At 68.8% G+C, this 21306-nt stretch carries 18 protein-coding genes; 10 read left to right on the forward strand and 8 right to left on the reverse strand.

Going from position 1 to position 21306, the window contains the following annotated elements; translation table 11 throughout:
- The first annotated feature begins 30 nt into the window (after positions 1 to 30).
- From BLO63_RS14475 to BLO63_RS14490, 4 genes are all read left to right on the forward strand, one after another.
- On the forward strand, positions 31 to 795 hold the full coding sequence (locus BLO63_RS14475) for an SDR family oxidoreductase (protein WP_091441784.1): 765 nt from the start codon (positions 31 to 33) through the stop codon (positions 793 to 795).
- An 81-nt stretch (positions 796 to 876) separates the two neighbouring features.
- Complete coding sequence (locus tag BLO63_RS14480; protein WP_091441786.1) at positions 877 to 1869, forward strand: WD40 repeat domain-containing protein; 993 nt, start codon at positions 877 to 879, stop codon at positions 1867 to 1869.
- Between the two features lie 160 nt (positions 1870 to 2029).
- A complete protein-coding gene (locus tag BLO63_RS14485) occupies positions 2030 to 5476 on the forward strand; it encodes an autotransporter domain-containing protein (RefSeq protein WP_244517881.1) in 3447 nt (1148 codons plus the stop codon).
- A gap of 102 nt (positions 5477 to 5578) precedes the next feature.
- Positions 5579 to 6319, forward strand: a complete 741-nt coding sequence (locus BLO63_RS14490) for an acetoacetate decarboxylase (protein ID WP_091441787.1) — start codon at positions 5579 to 5581, stop codon at positions 6317 to 6319.
- Between the two features lie 16 nt (positions 6320 to 6335).
- On the opposite strand, the gene BLO63_RS14495 is transcribed toward BLO63_RS14490, so the two are convergent.
- The 6 genes from BLO63_RS14495 to BLO63_RS14520 form a co-directional block, all read right to left on the reverse strand.
- A complete protein-coding gene (locus BLO63_RS14495) occupies positions 6336 to 7301 on the reverse strand; it encodes a nickel/cobalt transporter (protein WP_091441791.1) in 966 nt (321 codons plus the stop codon).
- Positions 7292 to 7918 carry a DUF1007 family protein gene (locus BLO63_RS14500; protein WP_244517882.1) on the reverse strand — a complete coding sequence of 209 codons (627 nt, stop codon included), beginning with the start codon at positions 7916 to 7918 and terminating at the stop codon, positions 7292 to 7294. Before BLO63_RS14500 ends, BLO63_RS14495 begins: the two co-directional genes overlap by 10 nt.
- A 148-nt stretch (positions 7919 to 8066) precedes the next feature.
- Positions 8067 to 9104, reverse strand: a complete 1038-nt coding sequence (locus BLO63_RS14505) for an aspartate-semialdehyde dehydrogenase (RefSeq protein WP_091441794.1) — start codon at positions 9102 to 9104, stop codon at positions 8067 to 8069.
- Positions 9105 to 9378: 274 nt separating this feature from the next.
- Positions 9379 to 9774: a rhodanese-like domain-containing protein gene (locus tag BLO63_RS14510; RefSeq protein ID WP_091441796.1), complete on the reverse strand. Its 396-nt coding sequence runs from the start codon at positions 9772 to 9774 to the stop codon at positions 9379 to 9381.
- A gap of 5 nt (positions 9775 to 9779) precedes the next feature.
- Positions 9780 to 11084 carry a flavodoxin-dependent (E)-4-hydroxy-3-methylbut-2-enyl-diphosphate synthase gene (ispG, locus tag BLO63_RS14515; protein WP_091441801.1) on the reverse strand — a complete coding sequence of 435 codons (1305 nt, stop codon included), beginning with the start codon at positions 11082 to 11084 and terminating at the stop codon, positions 9780 to 9782.
- Between the two features lie 79 nt (positions 11085 to 11163).
- Positions 11164 to 11763 (reverse strand): Fur family transcriptional regulator, encoded by a 600-nt coding sequence (locus BLO63_RS14520; RefSeq protein ID WP_091441806.1) that lies wholly within the window; start codon positions 11761 to 11763, stop codon positions 11164 to 11166.
- A 223-nt stretch (positions 11764 to 11986) separates the two neighbouring features.
- Here BLO63_RS14520 and BLO63_RS14525 point away from each other — a divergent pair, with 223 nt between their 5' ends.
- The 3 genes from BLO63_RS14525 to BLO63_RS14535 all read left to right on the forward strand — a co-directional run bounded on the left by BLO63_RS14525 (position 11987) and on the right by BLO63_RS14535 (position 14226).
- Positions 11987 to 12445, forward strand: a complete 459-nt coding sequence (locus BLO63_RS14525) for a hypothetical protein (RefSeq protein WP_091441810.1) — start codon at positions 11987 to 11989, stop codon at positions 12443 to 12445.
- Between the two features lie 125 nt (positions 12446 to 12570).
- Positions 12571 to 13353: a 3-hydroxybutyrate dehydrogenase gene (locus tag BLO63_RS14530; protein WP_091441813.1), complete on the forward strand. Its 783-nt coding sequence runs from the start codon at positions 12571 to 12573 to the stop codon at positions 13351 to 13353.
- A 42-nt stretch (positions 13354 to 13395) separates the two neighbouring features.
- The gene (locus BLO63_RS14535) at positions 13396 to 14226 is read left to right on the forward strand and encodes an RluA family pseudouridine synthase (protein WP_091441817.1); all 831 of its coding nucleotides are present in this window, start codon (positions 13396 to 13398) and stop codon (positions 14224 to 14226) included.
- Here BLO63_RS14535 and BLO63_RS14540 read toward each other — a convergent pair.
- The gene (locus tag BLO63_RS14540; protein ID WP_091441821.1) at positions 14201 to 15172 is read right to left on the reverse strand and encodes a glucokinase; all 972 of its coding nucleotides are present in this window, start codon (positions 15170 to 15172) and stop codon (positions 14201 to 14203) included. The two genes, BLO63_RS14535 and BLO63_RS14540, sit on opposite strands and share 26 nt — an antisense overlap.
- A gap of 183 nt (positions 15173 to 15355) precedes the next feature.
- On the opposite strand from BLO63_RS14540, the gene rsmB reads away from it, so the two are divergent.
- The 3 genes from rsmB to purH all read left to right on the forward strand — a co-directional run bounded on the left by rsmB (position 15356) and on the right by purH (position 20324).
- A complete protein-coding gene (gene rsmB / locus BLO63_RS14545) occupies positions 15356 to 16678 on the forward strand; it encodes a 16S rRNA (cytosine(967)-C(5))-methyltransferase RsmB (protein WP_091441825.1) in 1323 nt (440 codons plus the stop codon).
- Positions 16679 to 16800: 122 nt separating this feature from the next.
- Positions 16801 to 18519, forward strand: a complete 1719-nt coding sequence (locus BLO63_RS14550; RefSeq protein WP_091441830.1) for a heparinase II/III family protein — start codon at positions 16801 to 16803, stop codon at positions 18517 to 18519.
- A 203-nt stretch (positions 18520 to 18722) separates the two neighbouring features.
- Positions 18723 to 20324 (forward strand): bifunctional phosphoribosylaminoimidazolecarboxamide formyltransferase/IMP cyclohydrolase, encoded by a 1602-nt coding sequence (purH, locus tag BLO63_RS14555; RefSeq protein ID WP_091441832.1) that lies wholly within the window; start codon positions 18723 to 18725, stop codon positions 20322 to 20324.
- Positions 20325 to 20391: 67 nt separating this feature from the next.
- On the opposite strand, the gene BLO63_RS14560 is transcribed toward purH, so the two are convergent.
- Positions 20392 to 21102, reverse strand: coding sequence for an OmpW/AlkL family protein (locus tag BLO63_RS14560; RefSeq protein ID WP_280138060.1), 711 nt, complete (start codon positions 21100 to 21102; stop codon positions 20392 to 20394).
- Positions 21103 to 21306 lie beyond the last annotated feature (204 nt).

The raw sequence follows: 21306 nt of genomic DNA on the forward strand, positions 1-21306 counted from the left end.
CCATGTGGCCGGTGTGAGCGGAGACGGGGGATGGGAGAGTTCGAGGGCCGCGTCGCGCTGGTGACAGGCGCGGCGCGCGGGCTGGGGCGGGTGACGGCCCTCGCCTTCGCGCGCGAGGGCGCTCATGTCGTCATCACCGACATCGACGCGGACGGTGGCCGCGAGACGCTGACGCTCATTAAAGCCGTCGGCGCGCAGGGCCTGTTCCTGCGCTCCGACGTGCGGGTCGAGAGCGAGGTGGAGGAGATGGTGGCGAAAACGGTGGAGCGGTTCGGCCGGCTCGACTGCGCCGTCAACAATGCCGCCATCGTCCGCTTCGCACCGATCGTCGAGGAGACAGGCGAGAGTTTCGACCTGCATGTCGACACCAATCTGCGCGGCGTCTTCCACTGCCTGAAATATGAAATCCGGCAGATGCTGAAGAATGGCGGCGGTGCGATCGTCAATCAGTCCTCAATCACCGGGAGCCTCACCGGCAATGCCACCGAGAGCCTCTATGCCGCTACCAAGGGCGGGGTGGACGGCCTTACCAAGTCGGTGGCGCTGGAGGTCGCGAAGAACAACATCAGCGTCAACGCCATCGCCGCCTGCGGCATCGACGCACCGGGCGACGTGTTTCACCAGTGGATGGAGCGCGAAAACATCAGCCCCGAGGAGGCCGGCCGGTTGTTTCCGATCGGCCGGATGGGCCGGGCGGATGAACTGACCGCCGCCGTGCTGTTCCTGTGTTCGCAAAAGGCCCGCTTCATCGTCGGGCACCTGCTGGTGGTCGATGGCGGCTGGATCGCGCATTGATCGCCGGTTCCTGTCGGTGGGGCGTGACGTGGTCGCCGGCATCGGTTAAGCCTTTGGCCCTTTGCGAGCACCGATAGCGCCATGGCCGATACCTCCACTCCCTCCTCCCTCACCTCGAAGCTGCGCCCGGTCGACCTTGGCGGGGCCGTGGTCGGCCTGCGCTTCCTCGGCCCGCTGGCCGCCTTCGTGCTGGGCGAGGGCGAGGTCGTGCTGGTGGGCGAAGAGGAAAGCCGGGTGCGGGCGCATAATGGCGCCGTGCTCTCGGTCGCCGGCGACGACAAGCGGATCCTCACCGGCGGCGATGACGGGCGCGTGGTGGCGACAGTCGCCGATGGAACGACGCAGGCGCTGTTCGAGCAGAAGGGCCGCTGGATCGACCAGGTGGCGGCCGGGCCCGACGGGGCGATCGCCTTCTCCGCCGGCAAGACGGCGCATTTCCAGCCTATCAAGGGCGATGCGAAATCGCTGGACCTGCCCTCGACCGTGGGCGGCCTCGCTTTCGCACCCAAGGGCACGCGCCTCGCCGTCGCCCATTATGGCGGCGTCTCGCTCTGGTTTCCCAACGCCGTCGCCAAGCCGGAACGGCTGGAATGGAAGGGCTCGCATCGCGGCGTGATGTGGAGCCCGGACATGCGCTTCGTGGTGACGACCATGCAGGAAGCGGCGCTGCATGGCTGGCGCCTCAGCGATGGCGGCCATATGCGGATGACCGGCTATCCCTCGCGCGTCACGTCGATGGCGTTCACGACAGGTGGCAAGTTCCTCGCCACGTCAGGCTCCAGCGAGGCGATCCTTTGGCCCTTCGCCAGCAAGGAGGGGCCGATGGGCAAGCAGCCCTCGATGCTGGCGCCGCGCGATGTGCGGGTTTCGGCGGTTGCCGCCCATCCGCGCGACGAGGTGATCGCCTGCGGCTATGAGGACGGGCTGGTGCTGATGGTGCGGATTTCCGACGGCGCCGAAATCCTGATGCGCGCCCCCGGTGGCGGCGCTGTCAGTGCCCTGGCGTGGCGCGGCGATGGCGGCGCCCTCGCCATCGGCACCGAAGGCGGCGCGGGCGGCCTTGTCGCGTTCTGAGGTTCTTTAATACCGTGTTGGCGGAGGCTTAGTCCGACCCGCTGTTGCACCCGCACCACGCCTGCCCGGCGACTGCGCCGGCGGGCGGACAAGCGGGCGCGTGTCGTCGAACCGTCACCCGCGTGTCATCCCCGCTCGTTAGCGCGGACATCAGAACAAGATGTCCGGGGACCTGACCGCCATGAACCGCCTGCTCTCTTCCGCCAGTCCTGCGGCCCTGCTTGCCGCTGGCGCCCTGCTCGTTGCGCCGCTTTCCAGCGCTCGTGCCGAATCCTTCACGGTGCCGAGCGGTTCGACCGTGACCACGGCGCAGAGCGTCTCCGGCACCGACACCGGCCTCATCGCGGAGGGCGGCACGCTTGCGGTGACGGGCACGGCGATCACCTGGAGCGCGCCGGCAACCGGCACCGGCGTCGATCTGAGCAATGAGGGCACGATCACCAGCACCGGCCGGGCGCTCGACACCGCGTCCAATGTGAGCGGCACGCTCACCCTGACCAATAGCGGCGACATCACCTCGGGCGACGACACGGTGCGGATCAACGGCGCCTTCGCCAATGGCGCCCTCTACGTGGTCAACACGGGTTCGATGACCGCGACCAGCGGCCAGGTGTTCGATCTCAACAAGGCGACGGCGGAAAGCGCCATTGTCGAGATCGACAATAGCGGCACCATCACCGCCGAGGACAACGACGCCATCCGCTTCGGCGCGGGAACGATCGTGCTCACCAATTCCGGCACGATCCAGACGCTCGACGCGGACAGCCGCGCCCTGAAGTTCGACAATGACGAGAACATCGACACGCTGGTCTCGTTCACCCTCGTCAACGAGGAAGGCGGCCGGATCCTCGGTCTCGACGACGGCTTCAAGTTCGCGGCCGACTCCGACACCTCGAGCGCGCAGATCACCATCGAGAATCACGGCCTGATCGACGGCGGCGCCGGCCAGGCGCTCGACTTTGCCGACCTGACCTCCGCCAGCAATGTCATCGCCATCACCAATTACGGCACGCTGCAATCGGCCACCGCCGACGGCATCCGCCCCGGCGCCGGGGCCGTCGTGACCAATTACGGCCTGATCCAGTCGACCGACCTCACCAGCGACGGTGACGGCGTCGACTTCCAGGAGGCCGGCGGCACGGTGATCAATAAGGCGACCGGCCAGATTATCGGCGCCAAGCACGGCATCACCGGCGACGGCGAGGTGACGGTGCAGAACGACGAGGGCGGGCTGATCGTCGGCCGCAACGGCTCGGGCATCAACATCGACAGCACCGGCGATACGCTGACCACCGTCATCAATTACGGCACCATCCGCGGCGAGGTGACGGGCCTTATCGACGATGACGGCGAGGCCGATGGCGTGCCGGACGGCGATGGCGACGGCGTCGATGTCGACGGCCTGCTGCTGCTGAACAATTACGGCCTGATCCAGGGCACCGGCGCCACCGGGACCAATGATGACACGCCGAACACGGCCGATGGCATCGCCGCCGGCGGTGGCACGATCATCAACCATGCGGGCGCCGTCATCGAGGCGTTCGACAACTACCCGAACGACGGTTCCGACGATGTCGGCCGCGCCATCCTGATCGACGACAGCTCGCAGGGGGCGGCGCCCTTCGCGACCGAGATCGTCAATATGGGCACCATCCGCTCGGACGGCACGGCGATCACCCTGATCGGCAAACAGGACGACATCATCGTCAATAGCGGCCTCATCAGCAGCGACAGCGAGGTCGCGGTCGATATGGGCGGCGGCGACGACCTGTTCGTCTATGTCGCGGGCAGCGAAGTCGTCGGCCTCGTCCTCGGCAATGACGGCGACAACACGCTCGAACTCGGTGGCAGCGGCACGTTCGATCTCGCGCTGCTCGGCGACGACGCGCAGTATCGCGACTTCAACACGCTGCTGGTGGACGAGGGCTCCAGCTTCATCGCCACCGGCAGCTCGACCTTCGACGGCGAGGTCGGGATCGACGGCACCCTGGTGCTGAACGGTTCGCTGGCCTCGGCCTCGGTCGATATGGGTGACGGCGCCGTCCTCGCGGGCAACGCGACCGTGGGGGATCTCACCGTCGGCGCTGGCGCCACGGTGTCGCCCGGCAATTCCATCGGCACCGTCACCGTGCTGGGCACCACCACCTTCGCCGCCGGCTCGTTCTACGAGGTCGAGCTGAGTGGGCTCACCTCGGACCAGATCGTCACCGACACGCTGACGATCAATGGCGGCACGGTGGTGCTTTCGGCGATCGGGCCGGTCTATACCGGCACCGCCTACGAGATCGTCTCCGCCACGACGACGACCACGCCGTCGAGCCAGTTCGCGCTTGAGGATCCCGGCTTCCTCTTCGTCGACGCCGAACTCGGCCGCGACGACGCCTCGGTGACGCTCACCCTTTCCCGCAATGAGGTGTCCCTCGCCAGCCTGGCGCGCACCGCCAACCAGGCCAGCGTCGCCGGCGCCCTCGATCGCGCCGATGGCAGCAAGCTGCAGGCCACCGTGCTTGCCGGAACCGCCGGCCAGGAACAGGCGATCCGCGCCGGCTATGACCTGCTCTCCGGCGAGGTGCATGCCTCGGTCGGCACGACGCTGTACTTCCAGTCGACGCTGGTGGCCGACACGCTGAACGCCCGCCTGCGCCAGACCTCGGTGGGCGGCACCTCGCCGGCACTGGCGGCGCTCGCCGCCGGCGGCCCGGTGACGGCCTATGCGGCGAAGGCGCCGGAAGCGGCGAGCCCGTTCCCGGTCAAGGCGGTGCCCGCCGAGCCGGTGGGCCCGGTCTATGCCGCCTGGGCGCAGGGCTTCGGCCAGTGGAACTCGGCCAATGGCACCGGCAATTCCGCCGATGTCGATTCCTCGCTCGGCGGCTTCCTCGCCGGCGGCGACGTCACCTCGGGCAACTACACCTTCGGCCTCGCCGCCGGCTATGCCTCGGCGAGCCTCGATGTCGATGACCGGCTGAGCAGCGCCGATGCCGACACGGTGCTCCTGGCCGCCTATGCGGGGGCGAGCTTCGATGCCTTCCGCCTGCGCGGTGGTGCCAGCTATGGCTGGAGCAGCATCGACACCACCCGCAGCGTCGCCATGCTCAGCCTGGTCGAGAATCCGCTCGGCTCCTATGACGGCTCGACGGCCAACATCTTCGTCGAGGCGGCCTATGCGGTGGAAGCCGGCGGCATCGCCTTCGAGCCCTTCGCCCAGATGGCGTGGAGCTGGATCGACACCGACAGCTTCACCGAAACGGGTGCCTTCACCAGCGGGCTTGCTTCCTCCGGCCTGTCCTATGACGTGCCCTATTCGACGCTCGGCCTGCGCGTCGCCACCACGCTGGCGATGGGCGGGGGCACGGTGACGCCGCATGCCAGCCTTGCCTGGCGCCACGCCTATGGCGACATCACCCCGGAACTCGGCATGGCCTTCGCCTCCACCGGCACCGCCTTCACCGTCGCCGGCGCGCCGATCGCCGAGGACAGCTTCCTGTTCGGCGCCGGCATCGACATCGCGGTGGGAGACAACGTGCTCCTCAATGTCGGCTATGAAGGGCAGTACGCCAGCGACGTGAACAGCAACGCGATCAAGGGCGGCTTCACCTACCGCTTCTGAGGCGGTCGGCAGCCCGGGCCCAACTCATGGGTCCGGGCCGCTGGCCCCCTATCGAGCGGCCGCAAATCGGTTAGGCTCAGCCATCGCAGGAGAGAGCCCCGGATGAAGATCGACGACGTTCGCCGCACCGCCTATTCCATGCCGCTCACCAGCCCCTCCTATCCCAAGGGGCCGTATCGGTTCTTCAACCGCGAATTCTTCGTCATCACCTACCGCACCGATGCGGCGGCGCTGGCGAAGGTCGTGCCCGAGCCGCTCAAGGTGGTCGAGCCGATCGTCAAATATGAGTTCATCCGCATGCCGGATTCGACCGGCTTCGGCGACTATACGGAGACCGGGCAGGTGATCCCGGTCGAGCTGAACGGGGTGAAGGGCGGCTACGTCCACTCCATGTATCTCGACGACGAGGCGCCGATCGCCGGCGGGCGCGAGCTGTGGGGCTTTCCCAAGAAGCTCGCCCGGCCCAGCCTGAAAGTGGAGAGCGACACGCTGGTCGGCACGCTGAACTATGGCAGCGTGCTCGTCGCCTCCGCCACCATGGGCTACAAGTTCGAGGCGCTCGACAAGGCGGCCCTGCATCAGTCGCTGCTGGCGCCGAACTGGGTGATCAAGATCATCCCCCATGTCGACGGCACGTCGCGGGTGTGCGAGCTGGTCGAGTATTATCTCGAAGACATCACGGTGCAGGAGGCATGGACCGGGCCGGGGGCGCTGGGGCTGTTTCCCCACGCGCTGGCCGATGTCGCCAAGCTGCCGGTGCTGGAGGTGATCTCGGCGGCGCATTTCCGCACCGACCTCACCCTCGGCCTCGGCAAGGTGGTGCACGACTATCTGAAGGACTGAGCGGCCCGGGCAGCCTTCACCCCAGCGTCAGCCGCTCGGTGGCCATGAAGCCGAAGAGCAGCGCCAGCCCGAAGGCGACCAGCATCAGCGCGGCGAGGAATTCCACGCCGCGCAAGGCTACCGCCGCCGCCGGCCCGGAGCGGCTGGCGGCGAGCCGCACCGCCGCGTGCTTGGCGAACACCGCCAGCGCCGCGATGGCGCTCACCGTCAGCGCCGTGCCGACACCCATCAGGAGGGCCGAGGCGGCGCCGACCCAGAAGATGCCCTGCGCCAGCGCGAAGACCAGCACCAGAATGGCGCCCGAGCAGGGCCGCAGCCCGACCGACATCACCGCCCCCCACCATTCGCGCCAGCCATTGCTGCGCGGCAGGTCGTCCGGCACCGGCATATGGGCGTGGCCATCGCCGCAGCCGCAATCGGGCCCGTGGATATGGGCGGGGGTGCCGCGCCAGGCGGCGCGCAGCGCGCGGCCCTTCAACCAGGCGAGCCGCAGGCCGATGAGGACGATCAGGCCATAGGCGGCCAGCTCGATGAAGCTGACGGCCCGGCTCATGGTGGCGGCGGTGGTGCCGATGACGGCGGCGAGGAGGCCGGCGACCAGGATGGCGGTCAATGCCTGGGCGAGGGCGCTGGCGAAGGCGAGGCCGACGCCGCGCTTCAGCGTCGCCTCATTGGCCAGCAGATAGGACGAGATCACCGCCTTGCCGTGGCCGGGGCCGGCGGCGTGGAACACGCCATAGGCGAAGGAGATGCCGCCGAGCAGGAACACCGCATGGCCGTCCTGCTTCGAGGCCCGCACGGCTGACGTGAGCAGCCGGTAGAACTCGGCCTGCTTGGCGAGGATGAAGCCGGCGAGCCCGCCGCTTGCCGGCGCCGCCGGGGCGCCGACGCCGAACGGGCTTTGCGCCAGGGCGGGATGCAGCAGCAGCGCGCCGGCGGCCACCGTGAGTGCGGCCAGCGCAAGACGCCGGCTCACGAGCATTTCACCGTGACGCGGTTGGCGAATTGCGAGCCGAACTCGCTGGCCGAGGTGAGGGCGTTGAAGAAGCCCTCCGACAGGGTGGTCGAGTTGCCCGTCGCCGCCGGGTCGGGGCGGTGCAGCGTCAGCGCGCAATCCCCGGCATTGCCGGCCAGCTTCACCGGGTTGGTGTCGGCGAGCTGGAAGGCGACGAAATAGGTGGGGTCGTAGACGTCGAGCGCCATCTCTCCCTTCTTCGCCGGGGGCTCGGCGAAGGGCAGGGTGAAGTGCAGCGTCAGCGCCGTGCCGTCATAGGTGAGGGAATAGTCCTTGGGCGGCAGGAACTTGATGTCCTGCTTGCCGCGCTTGGCATAGGTGAAGAAGTCAAATTCGTGCAGCGACTCGATGTTGACCTGCGCCAGTTCCTTCAGCGTCTTCTCGCTCGGCTTGCCGTCGGGCGTCGTCTCCAGCCCCTGCAGCGCATAGGTCGAGAACGCCTCGTCGAACTTCCAGTGATGGCGCACGCCGGCGAGCGTGCCGGTAGGGGTGTAGTCGAGTTCGGAATGCACCTCGACCCACACATGCGGGTGGGCAGAGGCCGCGCCCGTCAGTGCCGTGAGGACGAAGAGGGTCGCTAGCAATCGCTGAATCACGTCGGGCCTCTCCGAAGCCGCCAAGGTGACGGAGTGGTGGCGGGGGAGTTCGGCGGAATGGTGACGTATTGCGCTGCAAACGGCAACGGCCGCCCGAGGGCGGCCGCTCCATCGGTTCACAAGGTCGTGCGGGGCGTCAGGCCGCCTTCTGCGCCTTCGGCTTGATCAGCTTGCGATTGACCAGCACTTCGGCGATCTGCACCGCGTTCAGCGCCGCGCCCTTGCGCAGATTGTCCGACACGCACCAGAAGGAGAGGCCGTTCTCCACCGTCGCGTCCTCGCGGATGCGCGAGACATAGGTGGCGTCTTCGCCGGCGGCCTCATAGGGGGTGATGTAGCCACCGGGCTCGCGCTTATCGATGATAAGCACGCCGGGGGCGTTGCGCAGGGCCTGCGTCGCCTCCTCGGCCGAGATCGGCTTCTCGAATTCGACGTTGACGGCTTCCGAATGCGAGATGAACACCGGCACGCGCACGGCGGTGCAGGTGAGCTTGATCTTCGGGTCGAGGATCTTCTTGGTCTCGACCATCACCTTCCATTCCTCCTTCGTGTAGCCGTCTTCCATGAAGACGTCGATGTGAGGAATGACGTTGAAGGCGATGCGCTTGGGGAACTTCTTGGCTTCCACCGGGTCGGAGACGAACACCGCGCGGGTCTGCGCGAACAGTTCGTCCATGGCGTCCTTGCCGGCGCCGGAGACGGACTGATAGGTCGCCACGACAACGCGCTTGATCGTCGCCAGATCGTGCAGCGGCTTGAGGGCCACGACGAGCTGGGCGGTCGAGCAGTTCGGGTTGGCGATGATGTTCTTCTTGCTGAAGCCGGTGATGGCATCGGCGTTCACCTCCGGCACGATCAGCGGCACGTCGCTGTCGTAGCGGAAGGCGGAGGAATTATCGATCACCACGCAGCCCTGGCGGCCGATCTTCGGCGACCATTCCTTGGACACGTCGCCACCGGCCGACATCAGGCAGATGTCGGTGTCGGAAAAGTCGTAATTTTCCAGGGCTTTGCACTTGAGCGTCTTGTCGCCGAAGGAAACCTCGGTGCCGACCGAGCGGCGAGAGGCGAGCGCGACGACCTCGTCGGCGGGAAACCCGCGCTCGGAGAGAATGTCGAGCATTTCGCGGCCCACATTACCCGTGGCACCGACGATGGCGACCTTGTAGCCCATGTGCTGATCTCCTGAAGGCCCTGCCATTCACAGGCTCGGGCGAGCGCGGGCTTTTACGCGATAAGGCGCAAGAGGGCAACGGGTTGGAGGAGGGGAGGCCGGGGTGATCGCAGATGACTATCCTTCGAGGCCCGGCTGCGCCGGGCGCCTCAGGATGACGGTGTGTGGGTGGAAGACAAGAACCCCGCTTCGGCGGCCGTGAGAGCTTCGTCATCCTGAGGTGCGAGCGAAGCGAGCCTCGAAGGATGGCCATCGGGAACACCGCGCGCGCCGTTCACCCTTTCGCCGCCAGCGTCTCCACCGCGCCGCCGGCTGCTTTCCACGCGGTAAAGCCGCCCTTGAGGTGGCTGACCTTTTCCAGCCCCATCTCCTGCGCCGTCTTTGTCGCCAGCGCCGAGCGCCAGCCGCTGGCGCAGAAGAAGACGAAGCGCTTGTCCCCGGCGAAGACCGGCTTGGCGTAGGGGCTTTCCGGGTCGATCCAGAATTCCAGCATGCCGCGCGGGCAGGAGAAGGCGCCTGGAATGGCACCCTCGCGCTCGCGTTCGCGCGGGTCGCGCAGATCGACGAAGACCACGTCCTCCGCGCCCTGCAGGGTCGCGGCCTCGGCCACCTCAATGGCCGTGACCACGGCCTCGGCCTCGGCGAGCAGCTGCTTGTAGCCCTTCTTCATCGCCCTCACTCCGCCGCGTCGACGCCCTGCGCCGGGGCCTTGCCCGAGACGCCGAAACGGCGCTCGACATAATCCTCGACGATCTTCTTGAAGTCCTCGCGCAGGCTCGGGCCGCGCAGCGTCATTGCCTTCTTGCCGTCGAGATAGACCGGGGCGGTGGGGAACTCGCCGGTGCCGGGCAGCGAGATGCCGATATCGGCGTGCTTGCTCTCGCCCGGGCCGTTGACGATGCAGCCCATGACCGCGACGTTCAGAGTCTCGACGCCGGGGTAGTGCTTTTTCCATTCCGGCATGGAGGTGCGGATGAAGTCCTGCACCTCGAAGGCGAGTTCCTGGAAGGTGGTGGAGGTGGTGCGCCCGCAGCCGGGGCAGGCGGCGACCAGCGGCACGAAGGTGCGCAGGCCCATGGTCTGCAGCATTTCCTGCGCCACCGTCACCTCGCGGGTGCGGTCGCCACCCGGCTCGGGCGTGAGCGAGACGCGGATGGTGTCGCCAATGCCCTGCTGGAGCAGCACGCCCATGGCGGTGGACGAGGCGACGATGCCCTTCGAGCCCATGCCCGCCTCGGTGAGGCCGAGATGCAGCGCATAGTCGGCGCGGCGGGCGAGTTCGGCATAGACGGTGATGAGGTCCTGCACCGCCGAGACCTTGGCCGACAGAATGATCTTGTCCTTCGCCAGCCCGATCTCTTCGGCGAGCGCGGCCGAGAGCAGGGCCGAGCGCACCAGCGCCTCGCGGGTGACGGCGCGGGCCGGCGCCGGGTTCGGCAGCTTGGCGTTGTCGTCCATCAGCGCGGTGAGCAGATCGTCGTCGAGCGAGCCCCAATTGGCGCCGATGCGGACCGGCTTGGCGTATTTGATCGCCTGTTCGACGATGGTCGCGAAATGACGGTCGCGCTTCTGCCCGAAGCCGACATTGCCGGGATTGATCCGGTATTTGTCCAGCGCCTGCGCGCAGTCCGGGTACTTGGTCAGCAGCAGGTGGCCATTATAGTGGAAGTCGCCGACGATCGGGGTGTCGAGCCCCATCTTCAGCAGGCGCTCCTTGATCTCGGGCACGGCGGCGGCGGCCTCGTCGCGGTCGACCGTGATCCGCACGATCTCCGAGCCGGCGCGGGCGAGCGCGGCGATCTGCCGGGCGGTGCCCTCGGCATCGGCGGTATCGGTATTGGTCATCGACTGCACGACGACAGGTGCGCCGCCGCCCACCATGACGCTGCCGACCTTGACGGCGACCGTCATGCGGCGTGGGGCAGGGCCGGCGGCCTCCAGATCCGGGGCGACGACGGGGGCGGGGGAGAGGGCGTCCATGGCGTTCATCGTCCGGGGACTGGGGGCGTGCTTTGGGAGCGCGGCGTGCGGCAGGGGGTAAGCCGGCGCGGGCGGGGCGTCAACGGGCCGCCTCGGCGTGGGTGTGCGCGTGGACAACCTCCCGCCCGTCGCTCGCGGCGGCTTCGGCCCCGGCCGCGGTGCGACAGCGGGCGCAGGTGCCGGCGATCTCGATGACCGGGGTGCGCGGGGTAAAGCCGGCGGCCCGCGTCGCCCAGGCGAGGTCGCGGCCGATGGCGTGCGAGGCGACTTCCGCCGTCACGCCGCAGCTCTCGCAGATGAGGAACACGATCACGTCATCCGGGCCGTGCTCGCGCCCGCAGACCAGATAGGCGTTGCGGCTCTCGATGCGGTGCGCCAGCCCCTCGCTCACCAGGAAATCCAGCGCCCGATAAACCGACATCGGCGCCGGCTTCTCGCCGGAGGCGCCGAGGCGCTCCACCAGATCATAGGCGCCGAGCGGGGTGTGGCTGTCGGCCAGCACTTCCAGCACGCGCCGGCGCAGCGGGGTGAGCCGTGCGCCGCTCCGGGCGCAGCTTTCCTCGAAGCGGGCGATCGCGCCGGCCACGCAGGCGGCATGGTCGTGGTCGTGGCCATCGTGGTCGTGGCCATCATGGTCGTGCCCGTGCGGGCCGCCGGGCGGGGGGGAAGAGGTCGACATGGGGGGAATATAACGCTTCACCCGTCACGGCGCCATGACGAGGAGCGATTGCTCAGTGACGAGGAGACCGGCGCCGTGACAAGGAATCCGGCCGGTGCCGGCGGGCGGCGCCACCGGGTCATAAAAGTCTCGTCGCCATCAGCCATTTTCCGGCCGCCGCGCCCTTGTGACGCTCCGGGAGCCGGAGCAGGATAAGGTGGCTGGGTAGCTTAGTGGGGGTATCATGCAGGTTCTCAAATTCCTTTTCGTCGCCGCGCTCGCTCTGCCCTTGGCGGCGTGTTTTGAAGGCCCGGCCGGGCCAGCCGGCCCGGCGGGTGCCAAGGGCGAGGCCGGGGTGGCGGGCCCCGCCGGTCCGGCCGGTCCTGCCGGCGCCACGGGTCCCGCCGGGCCTGCGGGTCCTTCCGGCCCTGCCGGGCCCACGGGTCCGCAGGGGCCTGCCGGCACGGCGGGCACGCCCGGCGCGCCGGGTTCGTCGTCCATCACCGTGCGCAGCGCGCCCTGTCCGTCGGCGGGCTGCACCAGCAGCTGCGAAAGCGGCGAGGTCATCGTCTCGGGCTATTGCGTCAATACCGAGCGCGGCTTCCAGCACATCGCGTCCTTTGCCGATGATGGTGGCAAGACCGTCGTCGCCTGCGAGCACCCGGTGAAGGAAGTGGTCGCCGTCTGCCTCAAGCAGCCGTGATCCTGCCGCAGCCGATCTTCCCGGCGGGGCGGTGATGCGCGCGTCATCGCCCCGCCCTAAGTTGCGGCGAGCGAGTCCCTTCGGCTCGTCTTTGGCCGCTCTTTTCGTCGAATGAGGTACCGTGCATGTCCTTGAAGGGTAAGAACGCCGTCGTCACCGGCTCGACCAGCGGCATCGGCGTCGCCATCGCCCGCGCCTTCGCCGCCGAAGGGGTGAATGTCACGCTGAACGGCTTCGGCGATGCGGCCGAGATCGAGGCGTTGCGCGCCGGTATCGAAAGCGAATTCGGCGTCCGCGCGCTTTATTCCGACGCCGACCTCACTAAGGCGGCGGCCTGCGCCGGGCTGGTGGCCTATGCGGAAAAGGAACTCGGCTCGGTCGACATCCTGGTGAATAATGCCGGCATGCAGCATGTGGCGCCGGTGGAGGAGTTCCCGGACGACAAATGGGACCTCATTCTGGCGCTGAACCTCTCCGCCGCCTTCCACGCCATCAAGGCCGCCGTGCCGGGCATGAAGGCGCGCAAATGGGGGCGCATCATCAACACCGCCTCCGCCCATGCGCTGGTCGCTTCCCCGTTCAAGTCGGCCTATGTCGCGGCCAAGCACGGCATTGCCGGCCTGACCAAGACGGTGGCGCTGGAGACGGCGCCGTTCGGCATCACCGTCAACGCCATCTGCCCCGGCTATGTCTGGACGCCGCTGGTGGAAAAGCAGATTCCCGACACCATGAAGGCGCGCGGCATGACCGAGCAGGAGGTGAAGGACATGCTGCTGGCCGAGCAGCCGACAAAGCAGTTCGTCACCGTCGAGGAGGTGGCGGCGCTGGCGGTGTTCCTCGCCAGCGACAGCGCCCGCTCGATCACCGGCGCGCTGCAGCAGATGGATGGCGGCTGGGTGGCGAAGTAGCCGCCTCTCGACGCGCGCCCGGCTTTATGGTGTGACGGCGCGATGAGCCAGACCGTCACCCCCTCCGACGACCTATCCGCCGCCGCCCCGCCTGCCGAAGGGGCGGCGCTCGCGAACGCCCCGTTCGACATCGCCGCCCGCGTGCTGCACCGCGACGGCATGATGCTGGTGATCGACAAGCCGCCAGGCCTTGCCGTGCACAAGGGGCCGAAGGGCGGCGAGACGCTGGCCGACCATCTCGACGCGCTGCGCTTCGGCTTGCCCAATGCGCCCGAGCTGGCGCACCGGCTCGACAAGGACACATCAGGCTGCCTCGTGCTGGGCCGCCACCGCAAGGCGCTGGCCGATCTCGGCAAGGCCTTCGCCGACGGCACGGTGGGCAAGACCTATATGGCGGTCGTGCGCGGCGTGCCGGGAGAGCCGCACGGGCGGATCGAGCTGAAGCTCGCCAAGCGCTCGCCGACGCGGGGCTGGTGGATGGCGGTCGACCCGAGGGGTCAGGAAGCCATCACCGAGTGGACAATGATCGCGCAGGGCGAGGGGCTGGCGGTGCTGGCGCTCTCCCCGCTCACCGGGCGCACCCACCAGCTGCGGGTGCATCTCGACGCCATCGGACACCCGATCCTGGGCGACAGCATCTATGGCGGCGCCTCGCGCCTGCCGGGCGGGCCGATCCTGCACCTGCATTCGCGCCGGGCGGTGATCCCGCAGAAGAAGGGCCGCGATCCCGTCGATGTGCGCGCGCCGCTGCCTGCCCATATGCGGGCGACGCTGGAGCGGGCGGGGTTCGACCCCGCCGCGCTTGAGGCGCTGGCGGATGCCGCCGATTTCACACCGCGTGCCGGCGCTAAACCACCCGCAGGCCGGGCTTGAGGGTGCGGGCCATCCGGCCGCCGAACTGGCCGCAGCCGATCAGCCCCGGGGTGGGGTGGGTGATGACCTGCACCGGAATCTCGGCCAGACGCCCTTCAAAGGGCGGATGCTCCTCGAAGGCGGCGCGGAAGGCGGAGCCGGCGAACAGCGAGGCAAGGCCGACCGAGACGCCGCCGGCGAGATAGACGCCGCCGCGCGCATTGGTGATGAGCGCAAGATCGCCGGTGATGCGGCCGAACAGCCGCAGAAACACATGGCAGCTGTGCCTGGCGGCGTCCTCGTCGCGCCGGGCCGCTGCTATCACCTCCTCCGGCGACAGGCTCACGCCCGACAGGATGCGGTGGATGCGGGCAAGGCCCGAGCCGGACAGCGCGTGCTCCACCACGACGGGGCCGAGCTCGCGCACCATGTGGCCGAGCAGCAGCGCCTCTTCCGAATCGGCCGCACCCAGCCGCACCCGGCCACCTTCGCCGGTCAGCACCATGCGGTTGCGGCCGGTCTTGACCAGCATGGCGGTGCCGAAGCCGGTGCCGGGGCCGCAGACGAGGATGGGGGCATCGCGCTCGGCATGGCCGCCGCCCACGGGGACGAGGTCGTCCGGGGCGAGCGCGAGCACGCCCAGCGCCAGCGCCTCGAAATCGTTCAGCGCGGCGAATTTCTGCCAGCCGAAATGCCGGCGCATGTCGCGCTTGGAAAACGACCAGTCGCGGTTGGTGAGCCGGATGACCTCTTCATCCGCCGGCCCGGCCACCGCCAGCACCGCGCCGCCGACGCTGGCATGGGCGCCCTCGCCGCGCTGGGCGAGGTCGGCCTCGATCATCTGCTTGAAACCGCCAAAGTCGTCATTGCGGTGGATCTGGATGTCGCGGGGCACGCCGTCCGTGCCGACGAGGGCGAGACGGGAGGAGGTTCCGCCGATATCGGCGATGAGGATCTGGTGGGGCATGTTCCGTTCGCTGCAGGCGCAAGGCGGTGAGGCGGGCCGGTAAGGCGGGTGGGCGGGCCGAAGAGGGATAGGACCTAATCTCACCCGCTTCGACAACCCCCAAGCGGCCATTTGGATGCCTGGCCCAATCAGATCCGTGCGATAAGGTTGCCTTCCCGCGTGGCTCGGCCTAGTCCCATCGCGATGAAAGAACCGCGCCCGCCTGCCCGATCCCCGTCCGCCGATGTGCCCGGCCTCGCCGCCCGCCGGGCCGCGGCCGATGCCGTCCAGTCCGTCATGGAAACCGGGCATCCGCTCGAAGAGACCCTTGAACGGCTGACCCGCGAGCTGGATGAGCGCGATCGCGGGCTGGCGCGGATGATCGCAGCGACGACGCTGCGCAAGCAGGGGAGCCTGCGGGCGCTGCTACGCACGCTGATGGAGCGGGGAATTCCCGAGAAGGCGCGCCGGGTCGAGATGCTGATTCTGGTCGGCGCGGCGCAGATCCTGTTCATGGATGTGCCGGACCATGCGGCGGTGGGCACCACGGTGACGCTGGTCGGCGAGCAGGCCAGCACCGCCGGCTTCAAGGGCCTCGCCAATGCCGTGCTGCGGCGGATTGCGCGCGAGGGGAAGGCGATCCTTCCCGATGTCGCCGACCAGCCGGAATGGATGGTCGAAGGCTGGACCGCCGCTTATGGCCCGGCGGCCGGCGAGGCGATCTCGCGGGCGCTGGCGCATGAGGCCCCGCTCGACCTGACCGCGCGGGAGAACCCGGAAATTCTCGCCGAAAAACTCGGCGGCCGGCTGCTGCCGACCGGCTCGATCCGGCTGGTCGAGGCCGGCAACGTCACCGCGCTGGCGGGCTTCGAGGCGGGGGAATGGTGGGTGCAGGACGCGGCGGCGGCGCTGCCGGCGCGGCTGCTTCACCCGGCGGCCGGCATGACCATTGCCGACCTCTGCGCCGCGCCCGGCGGCAAGACGGCGCAGCTGGCGGCCGCCGGGGCGCGGGTGGTCGCGGTGGACCGTTCCGCCCCGCGCCTGCGCCGGCTGAAGGCCAATCTGGCCCGGCTCAACCTCACCGCCGAGGTGATCGAGGCCGACGCCACCCGCCTCAAGGCCGGGCCGTATGACGGTGTGCTGCTCGATGCGCCCTGCTCGGCCACCGGCACCATACGCCGCCACCCGGAAGTGGCGTGGACCAAGGCGCCGGCCGACATTGTCAGCCTCGCCTCGCTGCAGACCCGCCTGCTCGCCAACGCCGCCGAACTGGTGAAGCCGGGCGGGGTGCTGGTCTATTCCACCTGCTCGCTGGAGCCGGAGGAGGGCGAGCGGCAGATCGCCGCCTTCCTGGCGCTGCGGCCCGATTTTTCGCGCGATCCCGTCGCGCCCGGCGAGTGCGGCATTCCGGCGGAGTGGATCAACGCCGCCGGCGAGGTCCGCACCCTGCCGACCTATCTGCCGGACGAGGACCCCCGCTATGCCGGCCTCGACGGCTTCTTCGCCGCGCGGCTGCGCAAGGGGTGAGGGTTTTCACGCTAGCGCCGCACGGTTTCCCGCCCCGGTTGGATGCCGTGACCCGCTCCGCTAAGCTCGCGCCATGCATGTGCTGGTGATTCCCGGCGTCTTCGAGAGGGGCTGAGACGCTGATGGCCCGCGAGATTTATGCCGATCGCGCCCGGCTGGCGCTGTTCGCGATCGAGACCGGCTGGAACAGCCTGGTGGCGCGCACCCTGGCGCATCCGTGGTTTCCGTGGCGCGCCACCGCCGTGCCGCTGCCCTCGCGGCTGCTGTTCGCCCCGCATGAGCTGCGCACCGGCGACCCGGCGCGGGCCGGCGAATTCTATGCCGGCCGCTATAGCTTCGCCGGCAAGCTGGTGCTGACCGACGGCGCCTCGCCGTTCGAGATGGTGCCGCCTTCGCCGGAATGGGCGCGCGAACTCTATTCCTTCGGCTGGCTGCGGCATTTGCAGGCCGCCGCCTCGCCGATCGCCCGGGCCCATGCCCGCGCGCTGGTGGGGGACTGGATCGGCATGCGCGGCCATCGCCTGCCGCAGGCCTCGTCGCCGGAAGTCGCGGCGCGGCGGGTGGCGAGCTGGCTCACCCAGGCGCCGCTGATCCTGCAGGATGCCGATCCCGGCTTTCACCGCCGCTTCATCCGCAGCCTCACCGCGCAGGTGCGCTACATCAAGAGCGTCGGGCCGAGCGCGCCGGACGGGCGGGCGCGCCTGGCCTGCGCGCTCACCTTGTCGCTGGCCAGCCTGTGCATGGCCGACCAGACAAGGCTGATGCGCGCGGCGCAGAAGCGGCTGATCGATGAGCTCGACCGGCAGGTGCTGGGCGATGGCGGCCATGTCAGCCGTAATCCCGGCATGCTGATCGAGGTTCTGCTCGACCTGCTGCCGCTGCGCCAGAGCTATGCCGCCCGCCATGTGCCGCCGCCGCCGGCGCTGTTGAACGCCATCGACCGGATGATGCCGATGCTGCGCTTCTTCCGGCATGTCGACGGCGCTTTCGCGCTGTTCAACGGCATGGGGCCGACGCCGGCGGACGTGCTCGCCACCGTGCTCGCCTATGACGATGCGCGCGGGCGCCCGGTGTCGAATGCGCCCTATTCCGGCTATCAGCGCATGGAGGCGGGCGCGACGGTGGTGATCGCCGACACCGGCGCCCCGCCGCCTTTGCCGCTGAGTCTGGAGGCGCATGCAGGGTGCCTGTCCTTCGAGCTTTCCGCCGGGCGGCACCGCATCGTGGTCAATTGCGGCCTGCCCGCCGCCGGGCGGGAGGAATGGCGCGGGGTGGCGCGGCAGACGGCGGCGCATTCGACCGTGGTGGTCGAGGACAGCTCCTCCTGCCGCTTTCTCTCCGTCGGCCCGCTGACGCGGCTGTGCGGGGCGCCTGTTCTCGGCGGCCCGGCGGATCTGCATGTCGACCGGAGCGAGCGCGGCGGTGCCGACGTGCTGCGCGCCAGCCATGACGGCTATGCCAAGCGCTTCGGCGTGGTCCACCAGCGCTCCTGGCGGCTGTCGGCCGACGGCATGCGGCTCGACGGCGAGGACCTGTTCCGGGTGGCGCAGGGCGAGGAATTCTCCACCGATCAGCCCGGCCGCTACGCGCTGCGCTTCCACCTGCACCCCTCGGTCGAGCCCTCCCGCGCCTCGGACGGGCAGACGGTGATCCTGCGGCTGCCGGATGGCGACGACTGGGCGTTCACCGCTCCGGACAGTGCCGTCGTTATCGAGGAGAGCATCTTCCTCGGCAGCAATGCCGGCCCCCGCCGCACCGAGCAGCTGGTGATTACAGGCAATGCCCGGCAGACGCCGCGAGTGGAATGGACCTTCGTCCAGCTCAGGGCGCTGCGGGGGTAGTGGGCGGGCGGCGCGCGTGCTTCGAGGCCGCCTCCGGCGGCACCTCGGCATGACGAGGTTGCCGCCTTAAGTGCCGTCATCCTGAGGCGCGCGGCCGCGCGCCTCAGGATGACGCATGCCTGACCCGGGGGCTCGAAGGTTCACCCGGGAGGTCAGACGTGATAGGGCGGCGGCATCCTGGTTCCAACGCACTGGCCGCTTTCATGTCCGCTGACATCCGCCCCATCGCCCGCGCCCTTCTCTCGGTGTCCGACAAGACCGGCCTCGTGCCCTTCGCGCGGGCGCTGGCCGCCAAAGGCATCGCGCTGGTGTCGACCGGCGGCACGCGCAAGGCGCTGGCCGAGGCGGGGCTGGAGGTGGCGGACGTGTCCGACCTCACCGGCTTCCCGGAGATGATGGACGGGCGGGTGAAGACGCTGCACCCCGGCGTGCATGGCGGCATTCTCGCCATTCGCGACGACGAAGGCCACCGCGCCTCCATGGACGAGCACGGCATCCTGCCGATCGATCTCGTCGTGGTGAATCTGTACCCGTTCGAGGCCACCGTGGCGCGCGGCGCCGGCTATGATGACTGCGTCGAGAACATCGACATTGGCGGCCCGGCGATGATCCGAGCCGCCGCCAAGAACCATGCCGATGTGGCTGTGGTGGTCGACCCGTCGAGCTATGCCACCGTGCTGGCCGACCTTGACGCGAAGGGCGGCACCACGCTGGCCACCCGGCGCACGCTGGCGCAGCTCGCCTATGCCCGCACCGCTACCTATGACGGCGCCATCGCCGCCTGGTTCGCCGAGGTGGAGGCCAAGGAAAACACTGCGGCGGCGGCGCAAAGCCAGGTCTTTGGCGGCCGTCTCGCCGAGGCGCTGCGCTATGGCGAGAACCCGCATCAGAGCGCGGCCTTCTATATCGGCGGCCCGGCGCGGCCCGGCGTCGCCACCGCCCGCCAGCTGCAGGGCAAGGCGCTCTCCTACAACAACCTGAACGACACCGACGCCGCCTTCGAGGCGGTGGCGGAGTTCGACCCCGCCCGCGCGCCGGCGGTGGTGATCGTCAAGCACGCCAATCCCTGCGGCGTCGCCGAGGGTGAGACGCTGGTCGAGGCCTATCGCAAGGCGCTGGCCTGCGACCCGACCTCGGCCTTTGGCGGCATCGTCGCGCTGAACCGCACGCTGGACGCCGAGGCCGCGCGCGCCATTGTCGACATCTTCACCGAGGTGATCGTCGCCCCCGACGCGTCAGAGGAAGCCGCCGCCATCATCGCCACCAAGAAGAATCTGCGCCTGCTCGTCACCGGCGGCTTGCCGGACCCGCGCGGCGGCGGCCGTCTGGTGAAGTCGCTGGCCGGCGGCTATCTCGTGCAGTCGCGCGACAATGCTGTCGTGGGCGACATGGCGCTGAAGGTGGTGACGCAGCGCGCCCCGACCGAGAAGGAACTGGCCGACCTCGCCTTCGCCTTCCGGGTAGTGAAGCATGTGAAGTCGAACGCCATCGTCTATGCTAGGGACCTCGCCACGGTCGGCATCGGCGCCGGCCAGATGAGCCGGGTCGATTCGGCGCGGATCGCCGCGCACAAGGCGCGGGATGCAGCCGAAGCGGCCGGGAATGCCGAGCCGCTGACGCGTGGCAGCGTGGTGGCTTCCGACGCCTTCTTCCCCTTCGCCGATGGGCTGATCACCGCCATCGAGGCCGGGGCCACCGCCGTGATCCAGCCGGGCGGCTCGATCCGCGACGCGGACGTGATCGCGGCGGCGGACGCCGCCGGCATCGCCATGGTGTTTACCGGCGTGCGGCACTTCCGGCACTGAGCGCGGGCGGGGGCAAAACGAAAAAGGGCCGGCGCGAGCCGGCCCTTTGCGTGTGAGGTGCGTCGCCTCAGAAACGGTAGGTGACGCCGACGCCGACGATCCACGGGTCGAGATTGGCCTTGCCGGTGAGCGGCTGGCCGGCGACCACCACGTCGAAATCGGGCCTCAGGAACAGCTTCTTCACATCGACGTTGAAGCCCCAGTGCTCGTCGAGCATGTAGTCGAAGCCGGCCTGCAGCGCCCAGCCGAACGTGTCCTTCACGTCGATCGAATCGGCGGAATAAGCCTTCTGGTCGAAGAAGAAGGTGTAGTTGATGCCGGCGCCGATATAGGGCTTGAAGGCGCCGAAATCGGTGAAGTGGTACTGCAGCGTCAGGGTGGGCGGCAGCAGCCACACTTCGCCGATCTTGTTGAGGCTGGAAATCGAGCCCGCGCCGTTGATGTCGTGCGGGGTGACGCCGAGGATCAGCTCGGCTGCCCAGTTCTTGGTGAAATAGTAGGTGATGTCGAGTTCCGGCACCACCGAATCGGAGACATCGAGATTCGAGCCGGGCACGCCGCGCACCGAGCCGTCATTCTCGGAGATGACGCCGAGCAGGCGCAGGCGGATCTGCCACGGGCTCTGCTCCACCACCGGAGCGGGGGCCTTGTAGGCAAGCGGGGGCGTGCTGTCGATGTCGGCGGCCAGCACCGGCGCAGCGGCCAGCACCGTGCCGAGAAGCGCCAGACCCGCCGCCGAAGCGGAAAGACGATGTAGTGTTGATCCGATGGATGCCATGCCCCAAACCCCTTGTTTCCGTTGCTCCTGTACGGAGCTCGGGCCTAGTGGTGAGCGGAGAGGGCGTGCGCGAGCTTGATCGAGATCAAACCGGCGATACTCTTGTATTTCTGTGACCCGAAGGCAACAGGAGCAGCAGCGACGGCGGTCGCGGCATTTCAGCGACCAGAATAGACGTATAATAGAACAATCAGTTAAAGCCGG

This window comes from Ancylobacter rudongensis (genome assembly GCF_900100155.1).
GTDB lineage: Bacteria > Pseudomonadota > Alphaproteobacteria > Rhizobiales > Xanthobacteraceae > Ancylobacter > Ancylobacter rudongensis.

Excerpts from the sequence above, each read along its gene's own strand:
- BLO63_RS14475 (WP_091441784.1), top strand. The coding sequence starts at position 31 with ATGGGAGAGTTCGAGGGCCGCGTCGCGCTGGTGACAGGCGCGGCGCGC.
- BLO63_RS14480 (WP_091441786.1), top strand. The coding sequence starts at position 877 with ATGGCCGATACCTCCACTCCCTCCTCCCTCACCTCGAAGCTGCGCCCG.
- BLO63_RS14485 (WP_244517881.1), top strand. The coding sequence starts at position 2,030 with ATGTCCGGGGACCTGACCGCCATGAACCGCCTGCTCTCTTCCGCCAGT.
- BLO63_RS14490 (WP_091441787.1), top strand. The coding sequence starts at position 5,579 with ATGAAGATCGACGACGTTCGCCGCACCGCCTATTCCATGCCGCTCACC.
- BLO63_RS14495 (WP_091441791.1), bottom strand. The coding sequence starts at position 7,301 with ATGCTCGTGAGCCGGCGTCTTGCGCTGGCCGCACTCACGGTGGCCGCC.
- BLO63_RS14505 (WP_091441794.1), bottom strand. The coding sequence starts at position 9,104 with ATGGGCTACAAGGTCGCCATCGTCGGTGCCACGGGTAATGTGGGCCGC.
- BLO63_RS14510 (WP_091441796.1), bottom strand. The coding sequence starts at position 9,774 with ATGAAGAAGGGCTACAAGCAGCTGCTCGCCGAGGCCGAGGCCGTGGTC.
- ispG (WP_091441801.1), bottom strand. The coding sequence starts at position 11,084 with ATGGACGCCCTCTCCCCCGCCCCCGTCGTCGCCCCGGATCTGGAGGCC.
- BLO63_RS14520 (WP_091441806.1), bottom strand. The coding sequence starts at position 11,763 with ATGTCGACCTCTTCCCCCCCGCCCGGCGGCCCGCACGGGCACGACCAT.
- BLO63_RS14525 (WP_091441810.1), top strand. The coding sequence starts at position 11,987 with ATGCAGGTTCTCAAATTCCTTTTCGTCGCCGCGCTCGCTCTGCCCTTG.
- BLO63_RS14530 (WP_091441813.1), top strand. The coding sequence starts at position 12,571 with ATGTCCTTGAAGGGTAAGAACGCCGTCGTCACCGGCTCGACCAGCGGC.
- BLO63_RS14535 (WP_091441817.1), top strand. The coding sequence starts at position 13,396 with ATGAGCCAGACCGTCACCCCCTCCGACGACCTATCCGCCGCCGCCCCG.
- BLO63_RS14540 (WP_091441821.1), bottom strand. The coding sequence starts at position 15,172 with ATGCCCCACCAGATCCTCATCGCCGATATCGGCGGAACCTCCTCCCGT.
- rsmB (WP_091441825.1), top strand. The coding sequence starts at position 15,356 with ATGAAAGAACCGCGCCCGCCTGCCCGATCCCCGTCCGCCGATGTGCCC.
- BLO63_RS14550 (WP_091441830.1), top strand. The coding sequence starts at position 16,801 with ATGGCCCGCGAGATTTATGCCGATCGCGCCCGGCTGGCGCTGTTCGCG.
- purH (WP_091441832.1), top strand. The coding sequence starts at position 18,723 with ATGTCCGCTGACATCCGCCCCATCGCCCGCGCCCTTCTCTCGGTGTCC.
- BLO63_RS14560 (WP_280138060.1), bottom strand. The coding sequence starts at position 21,102 with ATGGCATCCATCGGATCAACACTACATCGTCTTTCCGCTTCGGCGGCG.